15 protein-coding genes are annotated in these 16491 nt (G+C 65.1%); 7 read left to right on the plus strand and 8 right to left on the minus strand.

The window, feature by feature from the left end:
* Positions 1 to 37 precede the first annotated feature (37 nt).
* Both AWB70_RS09885 and AWB70_RS09890 read left to right on the plus strand, forming a co-directional pair.
* Positions 38 to 1450, plus strand: coding sequence for an MFS transporter (locus AWB70_RS09885; protein WP_053571873.1), 1413 nt, complete (start codon positions 38 to 40; stop codon positions 1448 to 1450).
* Between the two features lie 20 nt (positions 1451 to 1470).
* Entirely contained in the window at positions 1471 to 2349 is an 879-nt protein-coding gene (locus tag AWB70_RS09890) for an isocitrate lyase/PEP mutase family protein (RefSeq protein WP_053571872.1), read from the plus strand.
* 33 nt (positions 2350 to 2382) lie between these two features.
* Here AWB70_RS09890 and AWB70_RS09895 read toward each other — a convergent pair whose 3' ends face one another.
* Both AWB70_RS09895 and katG read right to left on the minus strand, forming a co-directional pair.
* Positions 2383 to 3207 (minus strand): isocitrate lyase/PEP mutase family protein, encoded by an 825-nt coding sequence (locus tag AWB70_RS09895; protein ID WP_053571871.1) that lies wholly within the window; start codon positions 3205 to 3207, stop codon positions 2383 to 2385.
* Between the two features lie 157 nt (positions 3208 to 3364).
* Positions 3365 to 5629: a catalase/peroxidase HPI gene (katG, locus tag AWB70_RS09900; protein WP_053571870.1), complete on the minus strand. Its 2265-nt coding sequence runs from the start codon at positions 5627 to 5629 to the stop codon at positions 3365 to 3367.
* Between the two features lie 444 nt (positions 5630 to 6073).
* Between katG and AWB70_RS39185 the strand changes: the two genes are divergently transcribed.
* Positions 6074 to 6376 (plus strand): toxin-antitoxin system TumE family protein, encoded by a 303-nt coding sequence (locus AWB70_RS39185; protein ID WP_045461980.1) that lies wholly within the window; start codon positions 6074 to 6076, stop codon positions 6374 to 6376.
* On the plus strand, positions 6373 to 6852 hold the full coding sequence (locus AWB70_RS09910) for an HVO_A0114 family putative DNA-binding protein (protein WP_053572140.1): 480 nt from the start codon (positions 6373 to 6375) through the stop codon (positions 6850 to 6852). Before AWB70_RS39185 ends, AWB70_RS09910 begins: the two co-directional genes overlap by 4 nt.
* Here the strand turns inward: AWB70_RS09910 and fae are convergent, their stop codons facing one another.
* Positions 6853 to 7386: a formaldehyde-activating enzyme gene (gene fae / locus AWB70_RS09915; RefSeq protein WP_053571869.1), complete on the minus strand. Its 534-nt coding sequence runs from the start codon at positions 7384 to 7386 to the stop codon at positions 6853 to 6855.
* Between the two features lie 295 nt (positions 7387 to 7681).
* On the opposite strand from fae, the gene AWB70_RS09920 reads away from it, so the two are divergent.
* The gene (locus tag AWB70_RS09920) at positions 7682 to 9568 is read left to right on the plus strand and encodes a feruloyl-CoA synthase (RefSeq protein WP_053571868.1); all 1887 of its coding nucleotides are present in this window, start codon (positions 7682 to 7684) and stop codon (positions 9566 to 9568) included.
* Positions 9569 to 9627: 59 nt separating this feature from the next.
* On the opposite strand, the gene AWB70_RS09925 is transcribed toward AWB70_RS09920, so the two are convergent.
* Complete coding sequence (locus AWB70_RS09925; protein WP_053571867.1) at positions 9628 to 10788, minus strand: CaiB/BaiF CoA transferase family protein; 1161 nt, start codon at positions 10786 to 10788, stop codon at positions 9628 to 9630.
* A gap of 145 nt (positions 10789 to 10933) precedes the next feature.
* Between AWB70_RS09925 and AWB70_RS09930 the strand changes: the two genes are divergently transcribed.
* Together AWB70_RS09930 and AWB70_RS09935 are read left to right on the plus strand one after the other, a co-directional pair.
* Positions 10934 to 12187, plus strand: a complete 1254-nt coding sequence (locus tag AWB70_RS09930; protein ID WP_053571866.1) for an aconitase X — start codon at positions 10934 to 10936, stop codon at positions 12185 to 12187.
* On the plus strand, positions 12174 to 12614 hold the full coding sequence (locus AWB70_RS09935) for an aconitase X swivel domain-containing protein (RefSeq protein ID WP_053571865.1): 441 nt from the start codon (positions 12174 to 12176) through the stop codon (positions 12612 to 12614). The genes AWB70_RS09930 and AWB70_RS09935 overlap by 14 nt, the downstream gene beginning before the upstream one ends.
* Here AWB70_RS09935 and AWB70_RS09940 read toward each other — a convergent pair.
* Genes AWB70_RS09940 through AWB70_RS09955 form a run of 4 tightly spaced genes read right to left on the minus strand, consistent with a single transcriptional unit; the run spans position 12601 to position 16487 of the window.
* Positions 12601 to 13290 (minus strand): GntR family transcriptional regulator, encoded by a 690-nt coding sequence (locus tag AWB70_RS09940; RefSeq protein ID WP_014253069.1) that lies wholly within the window; start codon positions 13288 to 13290, stop codon positions 12601 to 12603. The two genes, AWB70_RS09935 and AWB70_RS09940, sit on opposite strands and share 14 nt — an antisense overlap.
* Before the next feature lie 48 nt (positions 13291 to 13338).
* On the minus strand, positions 13339 to 14574 hold the full coding sequence (locus AWB70_RS09945) for a metal-dependent hydrolase family protein (RefSeq protein WP_053571864.1): 1236 nt from the start codon (positions 14572 to 14574) through the stop codon (positions 13339 to 13341).
* Between the two features lie 15 nt (positions 14575 to 14589).
* Positions 14590 to 15588 (minus strand): 4-hydroxyproline epimerase, encoded by a 999-nt coding sequence (locus AWB70_RS09950; RefSeq protein ID WP_053571863.1) that lies wholly within the window; start codon positions 15586 to 15588, stop codon positions 14590 to 14592.
* Entirely contained in the window at positions 15585 to 16487 is a 903-nt protein-coding gene (locus AWB70_RS09955) for a dihydrodipicolinate synthase family protein (RefSeq protein ID WP_053571862.1), read from the minus strand. Before AWB70_RS09955 ends, AWB70_RS09950 begins: the two co-directional genes overlap by 4 nt.
* Positions 16488 to 16491: the final 4 nt, after the last annotated feature.

The raw sequence follows: 16491 nt of genomic DNA on the forward strand, positions 1-16491 counted from the left end.
CCGCAACAGCATTACCAGAAATCCACTGGAGACACGCATGCTGAGCACCGATAGCACCACGATAAGCACCGTCAGCGCCGGACCACGGCTCGACCGGCTGCCGATTTCCGGTTTTCACAAGCGCGTGCTATGGCTCATCGGCGCGGGCATGTTTCTCGATTCCTTCGATATCTATCTCGCGGGCGGCGTGCTCGGCGCGCTCGCCAAGACCGGCTGGTCGACGATGCAGTTGAACGCCGCGTTTCTGTCGTCGACCTTTATCGGCATGTTGATCGGCGCGTTCACGGCGGGCGTGCTCGGCGATGCGAAAGGCCGCAAGTTCACCTATCAGTTCAATCTCGCGGTGTTCGGGCTCGCGTCGCTCGCGGGCGCGTTCGCGCCGGACATGACCTGGCTCATCGTCTGCCGCTTTTTCATGGGGCTGGGACTGGGCGCGGAGATCGTCGTGGGATACGGCTCCGTCGGCGAATTCATGCCACCCGCGGTGCGCGGGAAATGGTCGGCGTATCTGTCGCTCATCACGAACTCGGCGCTCTTTTTCTCGACTTTTCTCGGCTATCTCATCATTCCGTCGATCGGCTGGCGCGCGATGTTCGCCATGGTCGGCATCGGCGCGCTGTTCGTGTGGGTGATTCGCAAGAAGATGCCCGAGTCGCCGCGCTGGCTCGAATCGAAAGGCCGGTACGAAGAAGCCGAAGCGATCCTGCGCGACGCCGAAGCGGAATCGGCCAAGCGCTCGCCGCTGCCGCCCGTCGACGACGCGCCGCGCACGGTGACGAAGAAAACCACACTGCTCGAACTCTTCTCGCCTTCGCAGATTCGCCGCACGTTTGTCGCGATCGTCGTGCAGATCACGATCAACATGGTGATCTACGGCTTCATCGTCTGGGTGCCGACGTTTCTGATGAAGCAGGGCATCGGCATGGCGTCGTCGCTCGGTTATACGACGCTGATGTCGCTCGGCGGCCCGGCGGGCGCGCTCATCGGCGTGCTGATCGCCGACAAGGTCGGGCGCAAGAACGGGCTGATCGCGGTGTCGGTGCTCGCGGCCGTGATCGGCTGGCTCTACGGCCACTCCACCGGCGTCGCGATGGCCACGCTGCTCGGCTTCCTGCTCTTCACGCTGACGTATCTGATGGTCGCGCTCGGCGTCGCGACCTACGTGCCCGAACTATTCGCCACGGAAAACCGCATGCGCGGCAACGGCATCGCGGGTTGCGCGGGGCGCATCACCGGCATCTTCGCGCCGCAGCTCGTCGTCGTGATGTACGCCACGGGCGGCGTGAAAGACGTGCTTTCGATGATCATCGGCGCGCTCGTCGTGATGGCCGTCGTGCTGGCGGTGTTCGGCATCGAAACGAACCGGCGCTCGCTCGAAGACATCGCGCCCGCGCCGGATACGGATGGCGCGCTCGCGGCGTCGGCGGTCACGCGGGAATCGCATCGTTGAAACTTTCAGAGGACACACTCATGAGCGTCACGCACGAAAACAAGCGTCAGGCATTGAAAGCGCGTTTCGCGCGCAAGGAAATCGTCACCGCGCCCGGCATCTTCGACATGGTATCCGCGAAGATGGCCGACTCGATGGGCTTCGATTGCCTCTACATGACGGGCTTCGGCACGGTCGCGTCGTACCTGGGCCTGGCCGATGCGGGCCTCGCCACGTACACGGACATGGTCAATCGCGTCACGGCGTTTTGCGGCGGCACGCAAACGCCGATGATCTGCGACGGCGACACGGGTTACGGCGGCCTGCTCAACGTCGCGCATACGGTGCGAGGCTACGAGCACGCGGGCGCGGCGGGCATCCAGCTCGAAGATCAGGAGTTCCCGAAGAAATGCGGCCACACGCCGGGGCGGCGCGTGATCCCGCTCGAAGACATGGTGCGCAAGATCAAGGTCGCGGTGGAAAGCCGCAGCGACAGCAACTTTCAGATCGTCGCGAGAACCGATGCGCGGACGTCGCTCGGGCTCGACGAAGCGTTGCGCCGTGGCGAGGCGTACGCGAAGGCCGGCGCGGATGTGCTGTTCATCGAATCGCCGGAGAGTGTGGAAGAGCTGGAGAAAATCGGGCGCGCGTTCGATATGCCGCTGCTCGTGAATGTCGTCGAAGGCGGGCGCACGCCGCAATTGCCGCCTGCCGAATTGCAGCGGCTCGGCTTCTCGCTGGCGATTTATCCGGCGTCGGGGTTTCTCGCCGTCGCGAAGGCGCTCAAGGATGTGTACGGCGAGATCCTCGCGCAAAAGGGCACGGAAGGCGCTGCCGACGCGTTGTATTCGTTCTCCGGCATGTGCGAGCTGATGGGTTTTCCCGAGGTCTGGGCGTTCGACCGCGCGCACGCGGATTGAGCACGCGGCGTCATCCGGAAGGGCCCGCGCCGGCTACGCGCGGCCCTCGAATATCGCATTGAGATCGTTCCCCGCCGCGGCGTCGCTGAAGCCGTCGAAACGTCCATCGCAGAGCCCTTGCGCCGCGCGCATGAACGAGCCCCACGCGGCCCGCGCGAGCGCGCCGCCGACGCTTACGCGCCGCACGCCGAGCGCGGCCACATCGCTCAACGTGAATTCGGAGACGCCGCCGATCAGCAGATTCACCGGCTTGCGGCCGGCCGCCTTGACGACCGCCTCGATCTGCTCGCGCGTCCTGATGCCGGGCGCATAGAGACAATCCGCGCCCGCGTCGGCGTAGGCCTTGAGACGCGCGATCGCATCGTCGATATCGGGCTTGCCGGCGAAGAAGTTTTCCGCGCGGCCGACGAGCAAGGTATCGCCGCCGCTTTCGTCGATCGCGCGCCGCGCCGCCTTCATGCGCGCGACGGCGACATCGATATCGAACAAAGGCGCTGCCGCGTCGCCCGTCGAATCTTCGATCGACAAGCCCGCCACGCCCGTCTGCACCGCGAGCTTCACGCTTTGCGCGACGTCTTCCGGGCTCGCGCCGAAACCGCTCTCGAAATCCGCGTTGACGGGCAGATCGGTGGCCTCGACCATCGCGCGCAGATGCGCGAGCACGGCATCGCGCGAGACGTGATTGTCCGCGTGTCCTTGCGACCATGCGAAGCCTGAACTCGTCGTCGCGAGCGCCTTGAAGCCGAGCGTTTCGAGATAGCGCGCGGAACCGGCATCCCAGGGATTCGGCAACATGAAGCAACCGGATTCGTGCAGCGCGCGAAAAGCGGCGCGTTTCTCGGCGACGGTGCGGGGCATGGCGTGCCTCCTGTCGATGATCGGGCGGAACGTAGACGATACGCGATTCGCCGCGAATGCGCTGCGCGATGCGTTGCAGGGCGATTTCGTTTTCCGCCCAAAAAAAACGGCTCCGGAAAAACCGGAGCCGCTTCACGTCGCGAAGACGCCGCGAGGCTTACTTCTTCAGATCGAAGCGATCGAGGTTCATCACTTTCGTCCACGCTGCGACGAAGTCCTTGACGAACTTTGCCTGCCCGTCGCTGCTCGCATAGACTTCGGACAGCGCACGCAGCACCGAATGCGACCCGAAGACCAGATCGACGCGGCTGCCCGTCCACTTCCGCTGCCCCGTCTTGCGATCGCGTCCCTCGAACACGTCGCGGCTCGACGAGAGCGGCAGCCATTCCGTGCCCATGTCGAGCAGATTGACGAAGAAGTCGTTCGTCAGCGTTCCGGGCCGGTCGGTCAGCACGCCATGCGGCGTCGTTCCGGCGGACACGCCGACCGCGCGCAACCCGCCGACGAGCGCCGTCATTTCCGGCGGGGTCAAGGTCAGCAGTTGCGCCTTGTCGATGAGAAGCGTCTCCGGCGACACGCGCACGTTGCCCTTGATGAAGTTGCGGAAGCCATCGGCGACGGGTTCCATCGCCGACATCGAGAGCACGTCGGTTTTTTCCTGCGACGCGTCCATGCGGCCCGGCGTGAACGGCACAGTCACTTTCTGGCCAGCCTTCTCCGCTGCCTGCTCGATCGCGGCCCCGCCCGCGAGCACGACCAGGTCGGCAATCGAAATCTTCTTGCCGCCGGATTGCGCGCCGTTGAACGCCTTCTGAATGCCTTCCAGCGCCGTCAGCACCTTCGCGAGCTGCTCGGGCTGGTTCGCTTCCCAGTCCTTCTGCGGCGCGAGACGGATGCGCGCGCCGTTCGCGCCGCCGCGCTTGTCGGAGCCACGGAATGTCGATGCCGACGCCCACGCCGCCGACACGAGCTCGGATACGGGCAAGCCCGCCGCCAGCACTTTCTGCTTGAGCGACGCGACATCCGCATCATCGACGAGCGGATGATCGACCTCCGGAATCGGGTCCTGCCACAGCAACTCTTCCTGCGGCACTTCCGGGCCGAGATAGCGCGCCTTCGGGCCCATGTCGCGGTGCGTCAGCTTGAACCACGCGCGGGCGAAGGCATCGGCGAACTGGTCGGGGTTTTCCCAGAAGCGCTTCGAAATCTTCGCGTACTCCGGGTCGAGGCGTAGCGACAGGTCCGTCGTCAACATCGTCGGCTTGATCTTCTTCGACGGATCGTACGCGTGCGGAACCGTTTCGCCCGAATCCTTCGCGACCCACTGGTTCGCGCCCGCCGGGCTCTTCGTCAACTCATACTCGTAGCCGAACAGGTTCTCCCAGAAGCCTTGACCCCACTTCGTCGGCGTCGTGGTCCAGGTGACTTCGAGGCCGCTCGTGATGGTGTCCGCGCCCTTGCCGCTGCCGAAGCTGTTCTTCCAGCCGAGACCCATGTTCTCCAGATCGGCGGATTCCGGTTCCGGGCCGACGTTATCGGCCGGGCCCGCGCCATGCGTCTTGCCGAAGGTGTGGCCGCCCGCGATCAGCGCGACCGTTTCTTCGTCGTTCATCGCCATGCGCGCGAAGGTTTCGCGGATATCGTGCGCCGCCGCCAGCGGATCGGGATTGCCGTCGGGGCCTTCCGGATTGACATAAATCAGACCCATCTGCACCGCGCCGAGCGGGTTTTCCAGATTGCGGCCGTTGTCGGTGCGGCTGACTTCTTCGCCGTGCTTCTGTTCGTCGGCGGTGATCACGCCCTGGTCGTCGTCGTTGCCGGCCGCGCCCTTGCCGTAGCGGACATCGCCGCCGAGCCAGGTCTTTTCATTGCCCCAGTAGACGTCCTGGTCCGGTTCCCACGTGTCTTCGCGGCCGCCCGCGAAGCCGAAGGTCTTGAAGCCCATCGTTTCCAGCGCGACGTTGCCGGAAAGAATCAGCAGGTCGGCCCAGGAAATGTTCTGGCCGTACTTCTGCTTGACGGGCCAGAGCAGACGCCGCGCCTTGTCGAGGCTGACGTTGTCCGGCCAGCTATTGACCGGCGCAAAGCGCTGCTGGCCGCGACCGCCGCCCCCCCGGCCATCGCCGATGCGATACGTGCCGGCGCTATGCCACGCCATGCGGATAAAGAGCGGGCCATAGTGACCGAAGTCGGCAGGCCACCATTCCTGCGAATCGGTCATCAGCGCCGCGAGGTCTTTCTTGACCGCGGCGAGATCGAGGCGGTTAAACGCCTCGGCGTAGTCGAAGCCAGGATCGAGCGGATTCGACTTGCTCGAATGCTGATTGAGCAGATCCACCCGTAGTTGCTTCGGCCACCAGTCACGGTTCGTCGTGCCTGTGCCTGCGGCATGAGTAAACGGACACTTCGATTCGTTCGACATGCGTTATCTCCTTGCGAGGACGTACCCACTAGTTGTTCTGCTACCGACTGCCAAAGAGAGCTCGCGGCCTGCATCGGGCGATGCGTCGATCGTCGAGGCGGGCCTGTTCCACCTTAAAAAATACGTGAGAGCGACCCTCAATAGAATGCGATTTTTGCAATGCCGTTGATAGGAGACGGCTATAAGACGAAAAGCGCTTGCGAATTGCTCGCGGCTTGCTGCAGTGCAGAATGACGACGGCTGCGGTTCGTCATGAAAGCTTCTTGCGGATCGTACGTGCCTCGCATGACGAGACAGGGTCTTTCAGTCTATCAGCGTCTCGCGCGCTTGGCTGACGAAATGCGCGAACGCCGAATCCGGCGATGCGTCAAGTCGTCCGTTCGGGAAATGGTCGGCGGCGTCGAGATGTTGGAGTATTTGACAACACACGAGGGTGTTGTCAAAATGTCCAACAGCAAAGCAACGAGAGTTTTTTATATACACGAGGAAGTATCTCCCGGAGCGTTCGTTGAACTGAATATCTGGCGGGTTCCGCAACCTGTCCCGGGATGTACTCATTCGTACAAATACAGGCTCGCCTACGTCATAAACGGCGAGTGTGTGCTTCGTTACGACAATGAGCGAGGCAAGGGCGATCACCGTCATTTCGGGAACGCCGAGACGCCCTATGAATTCAGGTCGGTCAAGCAATTGAGCGCCGACTTCTTTTTGAACGTGCAGGTGTGGAACAGATGGAGGTCGAGATGAACGAGACCGTGAGAATTGGCATTCTGTCACTCGAAGAGATGGCCGAACAGACGCTGGCCGAACTCGATACCGGCAAGTACCACGGCGCTTTCTTCGGCTACGCCACCCCCGAACTGCTGTTTCGCACCTTCACCACGCCGCGCTGGCAGATCATCCGCGCGATGACCGGCGCCGGGCCGATGTCGATCCGCGAACTGTCGCGGCGTCTCGAGCGCGATGTGAAAGGCGTGCATCGCGATGTCAAGGCGCTGCTCGAAGCCGGCCTGCTTCAACACGACGAACAGGGCGGCATCGTGTTTCCCTACAACACCGTGCACGTCAATTTCACGTTGACGGCGGCCGATCTCGCGCTGCCCGGCGCCGCGTCGGACAAGACGGCCGAATCCGCGATCGATGAAAACAGCGCGCCATCGCGCCGCCCGCGCCGCCGCGCCGCGCCGCGAAAACGCGAGCCGCGTCCCACGGGAAGCCGCTGATCAGCTCCAGTCGTCCATGTCGTGTTTGATGCTGTGCCGGTTCGCGATGAGTTCGTCGACGCTCGGCTCGTTGTTCATCGCGCGCTGGATGGCGAGCTTCGTCGCTTCGTAGTTGGTGCGGTACATATCCTTCTTGTCGAGATTCGCGTCCGTCGCGCAACGCGGATCGATCCACACCAGGCTGATGATGCACAACTCGTTCGCCTGATCCTTCGGCAAGATGCCCTCGATCAGACAATCGACGACGGCATCGGCGGTTGCGGACTGCACCACGCCGCCGAACAGGTCGATGTTCGCCATGTCCTTCAGCGTCACCTTCGGAACGATCATCGTCGCGGGGCGCACGAGCTGGTTGCACGCCCGGATCGCGAACATCGCGGTGTGCCCCTTCGACTGCGCCATCATGTTGGCGAACGCGTGGCCGACCGGGCCATCGACGCGGCCGATCAGAATCTCCGGCATGGCGTCGGTCGCTTGTCCGGGCGCGGCCAGCACGGTTGCTTCGCCTGCGCGAAACGTCAGATCCAGACTCATGAGCACTCTCCTTGAAGGGCAGAACGAGGGTTCGAAAGACCAAAGGAACACCCCCACGCAAGGACGATGCCATTCACGCGGACGAGGCCGTGGAGGCGCATCCGCCGCTCGCGCCAAGACAGACTGTCCGCGCGGCGTGACACATTGCGCGGGACGCGTTTTCCCTGTCCTCCCTGTTTCGGGTGGCGATGCCGTTCACGCGCGCACTTAATGTACGACCGGGCGGCCGCGTTTCGTGCAGGCGAGCGCGGCCAGAACTTCGCACACGCGCATTCATGCTCGGGAGACAGATGCAATGAGCACGCTCGAAGCAAGCGGCAAGGTGTCGCCGTCCTATCGCCCGGTGCGGTTTCCCGAGCGCGAGACGCTCGTGGAGCGCCGCGCGGACGGCACGCTGATTCTGCGCAGCGCTCGCGCGCTGCCCCGCATCGAACAGCGTTCGTTCGTGGACTTCGTTGCGCTCTGGGCGGCGCGACGCGGCGACACCGCCGCGTTTTGCGAGCGCGACGCACAGGGCGAATGGCGCTCGCTCAGCTGGAACGAACTGTGGCGCCAAGTGCGGTCGGTGGCGGCCGCGCTGCTGGAAGCAGGACTGAACCCGCAACGTCCGCTTATGCTGCTGTCGGGCAATTCCATCGAGCAGGCCGTGGCGCTGCTCGCGGCGGAATACGTGGGCATTCCGGCCGCGCCGGTCTCGCCGCCCTATGCGCTCGCGAGCAAGGACTTCGCGCGCCTGAAGGCTGTTTGCGCGTCGGTGCCTCCGGGCGGGATCTTCGTGCAGTCGGCCGCGCCGTATGCGCGTGCGCTCGCGTCGATCGATTTCGCAGATGCGCCCGTCATCGCGGTCGAGGGCGCGCGGCAAGGACAGCTCGCGTGGGAAACGCTGGCGCATCGCCCGCTCGATGAAACCGCGGAACGCGCAGTCGAACGCGCGCACGCCACCGTCCGCACCGACGACACCGCCCGCGTGCTCTTCACGTCCGGCTCGACCGGTCTGCCGAAAGCCGTGCGGCTCACGTACGGCAATCTCGGTGCGGTCGCCGCGTATTTCTCCGACAACCTCGCATGGCTGCACGACGCGCAGCCGGTGTTTCTCGACTGGCTGCCGTGGCATCACGGACTGGGCGGCGTGCTGCACTTCGGCCGCGCGATCCAGTTCGGCGCGACGCATTACATCGACGATGGCCGCCCGGTTGCCGGGATGATCGAGCGCACAGTGCGCAATCTGCGCGACGTGTCGCCGACCATTTTCGCGACCGTGCCGTCCGCGTGGACGGTGCTCGCCGCGGAACTCGAACGGGATCGGAAGCTCGCGGAAAGTCTCTTCGCCCACGCGAGCTTCTTCGGCTACGGCGGCGCGAGCCTGCCGGCGGACGTGTGCAATCGCATCCAGACCGTCGCGCAAGAGACGATCGGCGAGCGCATCGCGTTCTGCACCGGTCTTGCAGCGACGGAAACGTGCGGCATGGGCACCTATTGCAGCTGGCCGACGGACGCGCCGGGCAACATCGGCACGCCTGCGCTGGGCTCGGAAGTGAAGCTCGTGCCGCTCGAAGGCGACGGCGGCCGCTATGAAATCCGCCTGCGCGGCCCGAACGTGTTCGGCGGTTATATCGGCCAGCCGGAACTGACCGCGGCCGCATTCGACGAAGAAGGATTCTTCCGCTTCGGCGATGCCGTGCGTCTCGCCGATCCCGCCGACCCGGCGCAAGGCATGATCTTCGCCGGACGCACGGTCGAGGACTTCAAGCTCGCGAATGGCTCCTGGGTGCGCACGGGCGCGGTGCGGCTCGCGCTCATCGACTGCTGCGCGCCGCTCCTGTCCGACGCCGTGATCTGCGGGCACGACCGCGACTATCTGACGGCGCTCGCATGGCCGAACCTCGCGGCGTGCCGGCGCATCGCGCCCGAACTCGAAGCGCTCGACGCGGACGCACTCGTCGCGCATCCGCTCGTCGTCGCCGAATTGAGCCGGCGTCTTGCGCGGCAGAAGGCAGGCGGCGCCACGCTCGTCATCGAGCGGCTGATGCTGATGGCCGAGCCGCCCTCGCTCGACGCCAATGAAATCGCCGACAAGGGCTACGTCAATCAGGCGATGGCGCGTGCCCGCCGCGCGCATCTGATCGACGCGCTCTATCACGCCGCCCCGGCTTCACAAATCGCGTGTCGCGCGAGCGACTGAGCGCGCGAGCCGCGAGCCGCCGGCAAACGCCGGGCGCAGGCTCGCGGCGTTCCCCTCGATCAATCTTCCGCGACGAACCCCAGCCCACGCGCCTGCAAGCCCAAGATGCGCGCGTCGTCGAATCCCCACTCTTCCAACGCCTCCCGTCCGCCCTCTCCACGCTGCGGCACCGGTCGCGAGATCCGCGACGGCGTGCGCGAAAAACGCGGCGCGGGGCCGGGCTGCACGATGCCATCGAATTCGACGAAACTTCCGCGCGCCCGATGATGCGGATGCGTCGGCGCCTCCGAAAATCCCAGCACCGGCGCGACACAGGCATCGCTTCCGTCGAACACGCGGCACCATTCCTCGCGCGTGCGCCCGGCGAACACCGCCGCGAATCGCTGCCTCAGCACCGGCCATCCCGCGCGGTCGTGCTGCGCGGGCAAATCTTCATCGGCGAGTTCGAGCTTCTCCAGCAGCTCCGCATAGAAACGCGCCTCCACCGCGCCGACGGCCATGTAGTGCCCGTCCCGCGTGCGATAGCTGTCGTACCACGGCGTGCCGCCGTCGAGCAGATTGCTTTCGCGCGTCTCGCGCCAGTTGCCCGATGCGAGCAAGCCCCAGACCGTCGTGCCGAGTTGCGCGGCGCCTTCGATCATCGCCGCATCGACCACTTGCCCCGCGCCGCCGCGCTGCGCGTCGAAGAGCGCGGCCACCACGCCGAGCGCGAGCAGCATGCCGCCGCCACCGTAATCGCCGACGAGATTCAGCGGCGGCACCGGCGCCTCGCCCGCGCGCCCGATGCCGGACAGCACGCCCGACAGCGCGATGTAGTTCAGATCGTGCCCCGCGCGCGCGGCGAGCGGCCCCGTCTGGCCCCAACCCGTCATGCGTCCGTACACGAGCCGCGGATTGCGCGCGAGCGCCACGTCGGGACCGAGGCCGAGCCGCTCCATCGTGCCCGGGCGAAACCCTTCGACGACGATATCGGCCTTCGACATCAGGTCGAGCGCGGCATCGGCCGATTCGCGCTTCTTCAGGTCGAGCGTGATCGAGCGCCGCCCGCGTCCCATCACGTTCTTGTGCTTGCCGCTGACCTTCGGGCCGAGATCGGCCGCCGCGACGGGCCGGTCGATGCGCAGCACATCCGCGCCCATATCGGCGAGCAACATGCAGCCGAACGGCGCGGGACCGATCGCCTCGAACTCCAGAACCCGAACTCCGCTCAATACGCCCATGACGACTTCCCTCCAGATTTGAAAGATTCACGCGCGTCCAGTAAGCCAGATTCCGCGCCGCATGGGACCACCCCGCACGGGTAGATCGATTCCGCCCGATCCGTTATCCTGCGACGACATCCTCAAGCGCTGGTCATCGGAGCCGATGCTTACTCTTTCCCCACGCGACACCGCCATGCTCGGCGGCGATTTCGGCGACGGCCTCGCCCTCGCAATGCGCATCGTCGCGGCGACGGCGCGCGTCATGGACGCCGACACGCTCATCGACATCGCCTGCGCGCATATCGACGGCTGTCTCTATCACGGCGCCGCGAGCCTCGATTTCGTCGAGCGCTTCGTGGCGAGCGGCGCGAAGGTCGCCGTGCCGACCACGCTCAATGTCGGCTCGCTCGATCTCATTCATCCCGAACTCTTTCGCGGCGATGCCGCCATCGCGAGCGCGGGCACGCGGCTCATGAAGGCGCATGTCGAACTCGGCTGCGAGGCGAGCTTCACGTGCGCGCCGTATCAGTTGAAGCATCGGCCGAAGCTCGGCGAGCAGATCGCCTGGGCCGAATCGAACGCGATCGTCTTCGCCAACTCCGTGCTCGGCGCGCGCACGAGCCGCTATGGCGATTTCCTCGATCTCGCCGCCGCCATCACCGGCCGCGTGCCCAACGCCGGCCTGCACGTGAGCGCGAACCGCGCGGCGCGCATCGTGATCGAAGCGCCGGACTTGCGCGCCTCGCCGCATCGCGATGCGGATTTCGCCGCGCTCGGCTTTCTGCTCGGCCACGAAGCCGGCGCGACCGTCGCGGCCATCACGAATCTGCCCGGCGACACGACCGAAGACGAGCTGAAGGCGCTCGGCGCGGCGGCGGCATCGAGCGGCGCGGTGGCGCTCTTTCACGCGGTCGGCATCACGCCCGAGGCCGCGACGCTCGATCTCGCGTTGCAGGGCCACGCGCCCGAACGCACGCTTGCCGTGAGCGCGGCGGATCTTCACGCGGTGCGCAAGCGCTGGAATCGCGCGAAGCCCGGCGATGCGCTCGCCGCCGTGAGTCTCGGCACCCCGCATTTTTCCGTCGATGAATTCCGCGCGCTCGACGCGCTCTTCGAGCAGCACGAAGGCGCGCCTCGCTGCGACGTCTATGTGAACACGAGCCGCTTCGTGCTCTGGCAGCTCGAAGCGGAAGGCATTGCGCCAAGGCTCGCCGCGCGCCGCGTGCAGATCGTCGTGGACACGTGCACGTACATCACGCCGGTGATGAAGCAGATCAGCGGGCTCGTGATGACCAACTCGGGCAAATGGGCGCACTACGCGCCGGCGAATATCGGCGTGACCGTCGCGTTCGGCAGCATGAGCGAATGCGTGCGATCCGCGTTCGAAGGAAAGGTGTGCATCGATGAACTCGTTTGAAGCCGTCACGCTCGTGCCGGGACGCGCGCGCGCCGCGGCCATCGCGTTGCCGCCGCTCAGCTTCTGGGGCGGCTACGACGCCGGACGGGGTGTGATTGTCGATGCCACGCATGCCGGTCTCGGCCAAAGTCTCGCGTCGCGCATTCTCGTGATGCCGCGGGCGCGCGGATCGAGTTCGAGCAGCAGCGTGCTGGCCGAAGCGTTGCGCAACGGCACCGGGCCCGCCGGCATCGTGCTCGCGGAGCGCGATCTCATCGTGTCGATCGGGGCGATCGTTGCGAACGAACTCTATGCGTCCAACGTGCCCGTCGTCATGGTCGATGAAGCCGCGTTCGCGCAACTCGCCCGCGCCGAAGCGCGCCTCGACATCGAAATCGAGGCGCGCGATGCGGCACAGCCCGCGACGGTGCGCCTCATCGCGCCATGATCGTCTCGACCACCGATATGATCTGCTGGCCCGCCGTCTTCACGTGCTGTTCGAGCAGCTTCGCGCCGAGCTTCGCATCGCGCTTGCGGCATGCATCGATCAGGTTCATGTGCTCGTCGTGCGATTGCTCGCGGATCGGCACCTGCACGACCTGAAAGCGGAAGTAGCGGTCGCTGCGATCGTGCAGCACGCGCAGCATTTGCAGCGTGATATCGCGCCGCGCGGGCAGATAAAGCGTTTCGTGCAGACGCCAGTTCAGTTGACCCCAGACGCCCGAATCCGCATCGTCCATGTCGCGCACGAGCCGTTCGGCCTTCGCGATTTCGGCTTCGGTGATACGCGGAATCGCCTGCGAAAAAAGCCACGGCTCCAGCCGCAGGCGAATCTCGAACGTCTCCTGCACCTCTTCGATCGACAGCTCCGCGACATACGCGCCCTTGTGCGGCACTTTCGTCAGCAGGCCTTCGCCGGTCAGCCGCGTGATCGCCTCGCGCACCGGCACGCGGCTCACGCCGAGCTCGTCGGCGAGCGCTTCCTGGCGCAGCACTTCGCCCGGCGCGAGATCGCCCGACAGGATGCGTTGCCGCAGCGCCGTCGTGACGAGCTCGACCGTCGTCGTGCGCACGATCTTGTGCGTGGAGTCGCTTGGGCTCGGATTCGTGGCGACGCGAGACATGGCTTTTCAGGTGCTATTCGAAGGGTTGCGGCATCGTAGCACGCGCTTTCACAGCAAAGTCTGACGCACCCACGCGCCATTCTTCATCACCCCCGCGATGCGCTCGCCCTGCCCCGTCAGCACGCGAATATCCTTCAGCGGATCGCCATCGACCACGAGCAGATCCGCATACGCGTTGGCCGCGATCACGCCGAGCTTGCCCTTCATGTTGACGATCTCCGCGCCGGTCGCCGTGGCTTGCCGGATGACCTCGAATGCGCCGACGATATCCGCGCGTATCGCGAGTTCATCGCTCTGATACTGATGCATGTCGCCGAGCAGATCGGTGCCGAGGCCGATCTTCACGCCAAGGCCGTGCAGCATCGCCAGCGCTTCGAGACCGCGCTTGCGCACCGATTCGTTCTTGTCGAGCGTGTCTTGCGCGAGCCCCATTTGCGCGCCGACTTTCGACATCGCGTCATACGTGACGAGTGTCGGCACCGCATACGCGCCGTGCTCCGCCATGACCTTCGCGGCTTCTTCATCGGCGAGATTGCCGTGCTCGATGGTGCGCACGCCGAGCTTCACCACGCGCGCGATCGCCTTCGGCGTGTACGCATGCGCCATCACGTAGGTCTGATGCGACTCCGCTTCCTCGACGGCGGCCTTCACCTCATCGACGGAGAATTGCAGATTACCGATGGGATCGGTCGGCGACGCCACGCCGCCCGACGCCATGATCTTGATGTGATGCGCCCCCGCGCGCATCTCCTCGCGCACGGCACGGCGCATTTCATCGACGCCGTCGACCACGCGGCCGATCGCGCCCATGTTGCGGTTGCAGCCGCACGGGTCGGGGTCCGAGTTGTCGAAGCGCTCGCGAAAATCGCCGTGGCCACCGGTCTGCGAAAGCGCCTTGCCCGCGACGAACAGGCGCGGCCCGGCGATGGTGCCGTCTTCGATCGAACGCGAGAGCGCGTAGTCCGCGCCGCCCGCATCGCGCACGGTCGTGAAGCCGCGATTGAGCATGCCCGCGAGAATCGGCACCGCGCGCAAGACGGCGAACGTATTCGGCAGACGGCTGTTGTTGCCGAGATGCGCGACCGATGCGATCACATGCGCGTGGCAGTCGATCATGCCGGGCATCACCGTCCTGCCGCCGACGTCGATGACCTTCGCACCGCTCGCCTCGACGGGCTCGCGCGTGACTTCGCGAATCGTATCGCCTTCGATCACGACCGAATAGCGGCCGTCGTCGCGCTCGTGATCGGCGTCGAGCACGCGGGCGTTCTTCAGTATCAGCATGACGTGAATCTCCCTTTATTTCAGCAGGAATCCGTGCGCGAGCGGATCGCGGTCGTCGACGAAGATCGTGTTGTGGCCGGTCACGCGCGCCCATCCTTCTATCGACGGAATGATGGCGTCGTAGTCGCCGACGCGCGCGGCTTCCATCGGCACGCCTTCGAACAGCGTGCCGATGATGCTTTCATGCACGAAGCGCTCGCCGATCTTCAATTCGCCCTTCGCGACGCGCTGCGCCATGCGCGCCGACGTGCCCGTGCCGCACGGCGAACGGTCGATGGCCTTGTCGCCATAGAACACCGCGTTGCGCGCGCTCGCGCCCTCGACGGTCGGCTCGCCCGTCCACATGACGTGACTGAGTCCGCGTATCGCATCGTTTTCCGGATGCACGAATGCGTACTTCTCGTTGGCCTTTTGCCTCAGCACCGGGCTCAGCCGTTGTATGTCCGAAGGCTTCAGCGCATGCAGGCCTTCGTAGTTGGGCTGCGACTCGACGATCGCATAGAAGTTGCCGCCATAAGCGACATCGAAACGAATCTCGCCGATGCCTTCCACTTCGACGGACAACTCACGCGAATGCAGAAACGAAGGCACGTTGACAAGCTGCACCGAATCCACATGTTCGCCATTCATCCGATACCGCGCGAGGACGAGACCCGCGGGCGTATCGAGCCGCAGCACGCCAGGCTCGCGAGGCCGCACGAGTCCGTGCTCGATCGCGGTCGTGACCGTGCCGATGGTGCCGTGCCCGCACATCGGCAAACAGCCGCTCACTTCGATGAAGAGAATCGCCAGATCGCAGTCCGCGCGCGTCGGCGGATAGAGGATGCTGCCGGACATCACTTCGTGCCCGCGCGGCTCGAACATCAGGGCGGTGCGAATCCAGTCGAATTCGCGCAGAAAATGCGCGCGCCGTTCGATCATGTCGCGGCCTTCGAGCGGCGGCGCGCCGCCCGCGACGACACGCACCGGATTGCCGCACGTGTGTCCGTCGATGCAGAAGAACGTGGACTTCATTGCGCGAGCGCCCTCACATTCGCGATCGCCTTTTCCACGATCGCGATGGTCCGCTGCCGCTCCTCGCCTTCGAGCATCAGGCGCGGCGCCTTCACGTATTCCGGATAACCCGCCGTGATGTTCTCCGCAAGCTTGATGTACTGCACGAGCTTGACGTGCGTGTCGAGATGAAAGAGATCGATCAGCGCGCGATACAGCGCGCGGGCGCGGTCGTACTCGCCGTTCACCGCGTAATTCAGCAAATCGACGGATTCCTTCGGCATCGCGTTCGCCATGCCCGAGACCCAGCCCTTCACGCCGAGCGCGACGGATTCCACGATCAGATCGTCGACGCCGCAGAACACGACAAAGCGCTCGCCGAAGCGCGCGTAGAGGTCGGTAACGCGCGTCGTGTCGTAAGTCTCCTCCTTGATCGCAACGACGTTCGGTTCATCGGCGAGTTGCGCCAGCAGATCGGGACGCATGTCGACGCCATAGCCGCGCGGATTGTTGTAGATCATGAGGCCGAGCTTCGTCGAACGCGCAATCGACCGATAGTATTCGACGGTTTCGCGATCGTCCGAGCGATACGTGAGACCCGGAAACACCATCAGTCCCTGCACGCCAATTGTTTCGGCATCCTGTGCAAATTGCATCGCGTTCGCCGTGTTCAGCTCAGCGAGACCGGAGATCACGGGCACGCGCCCGTTCACCGTTTCGACCGCGATCTTCAGCACCGTGCGCTTTTCTTCGGGCGTGAGTTGCGCGTTCTCGCCGACCATGCCCATCATCACGACGCCGCCGACGCCGTTTTCGATCAGGCGATTCAGCCCGCTCACAATGGCATCGCGATCCAGCGAGCCGTCCGCTTTCAGTTTCGTCGTGACTGCGGGAAACACGCCTTTCCAGTTCACTTGCATGGTT

It is taken from the genome of Caballeronia cordobensis, from assembly GCF_001544575.2.
In the GTDB taxonomy this organism is placed as follows: domain Bacteria; phylum Pseudomonadota; class Gammaproteobacteria; order Burkholderiales; family Burkholderiaceae; genus Caballeronia; species Caballeronia cordobensis.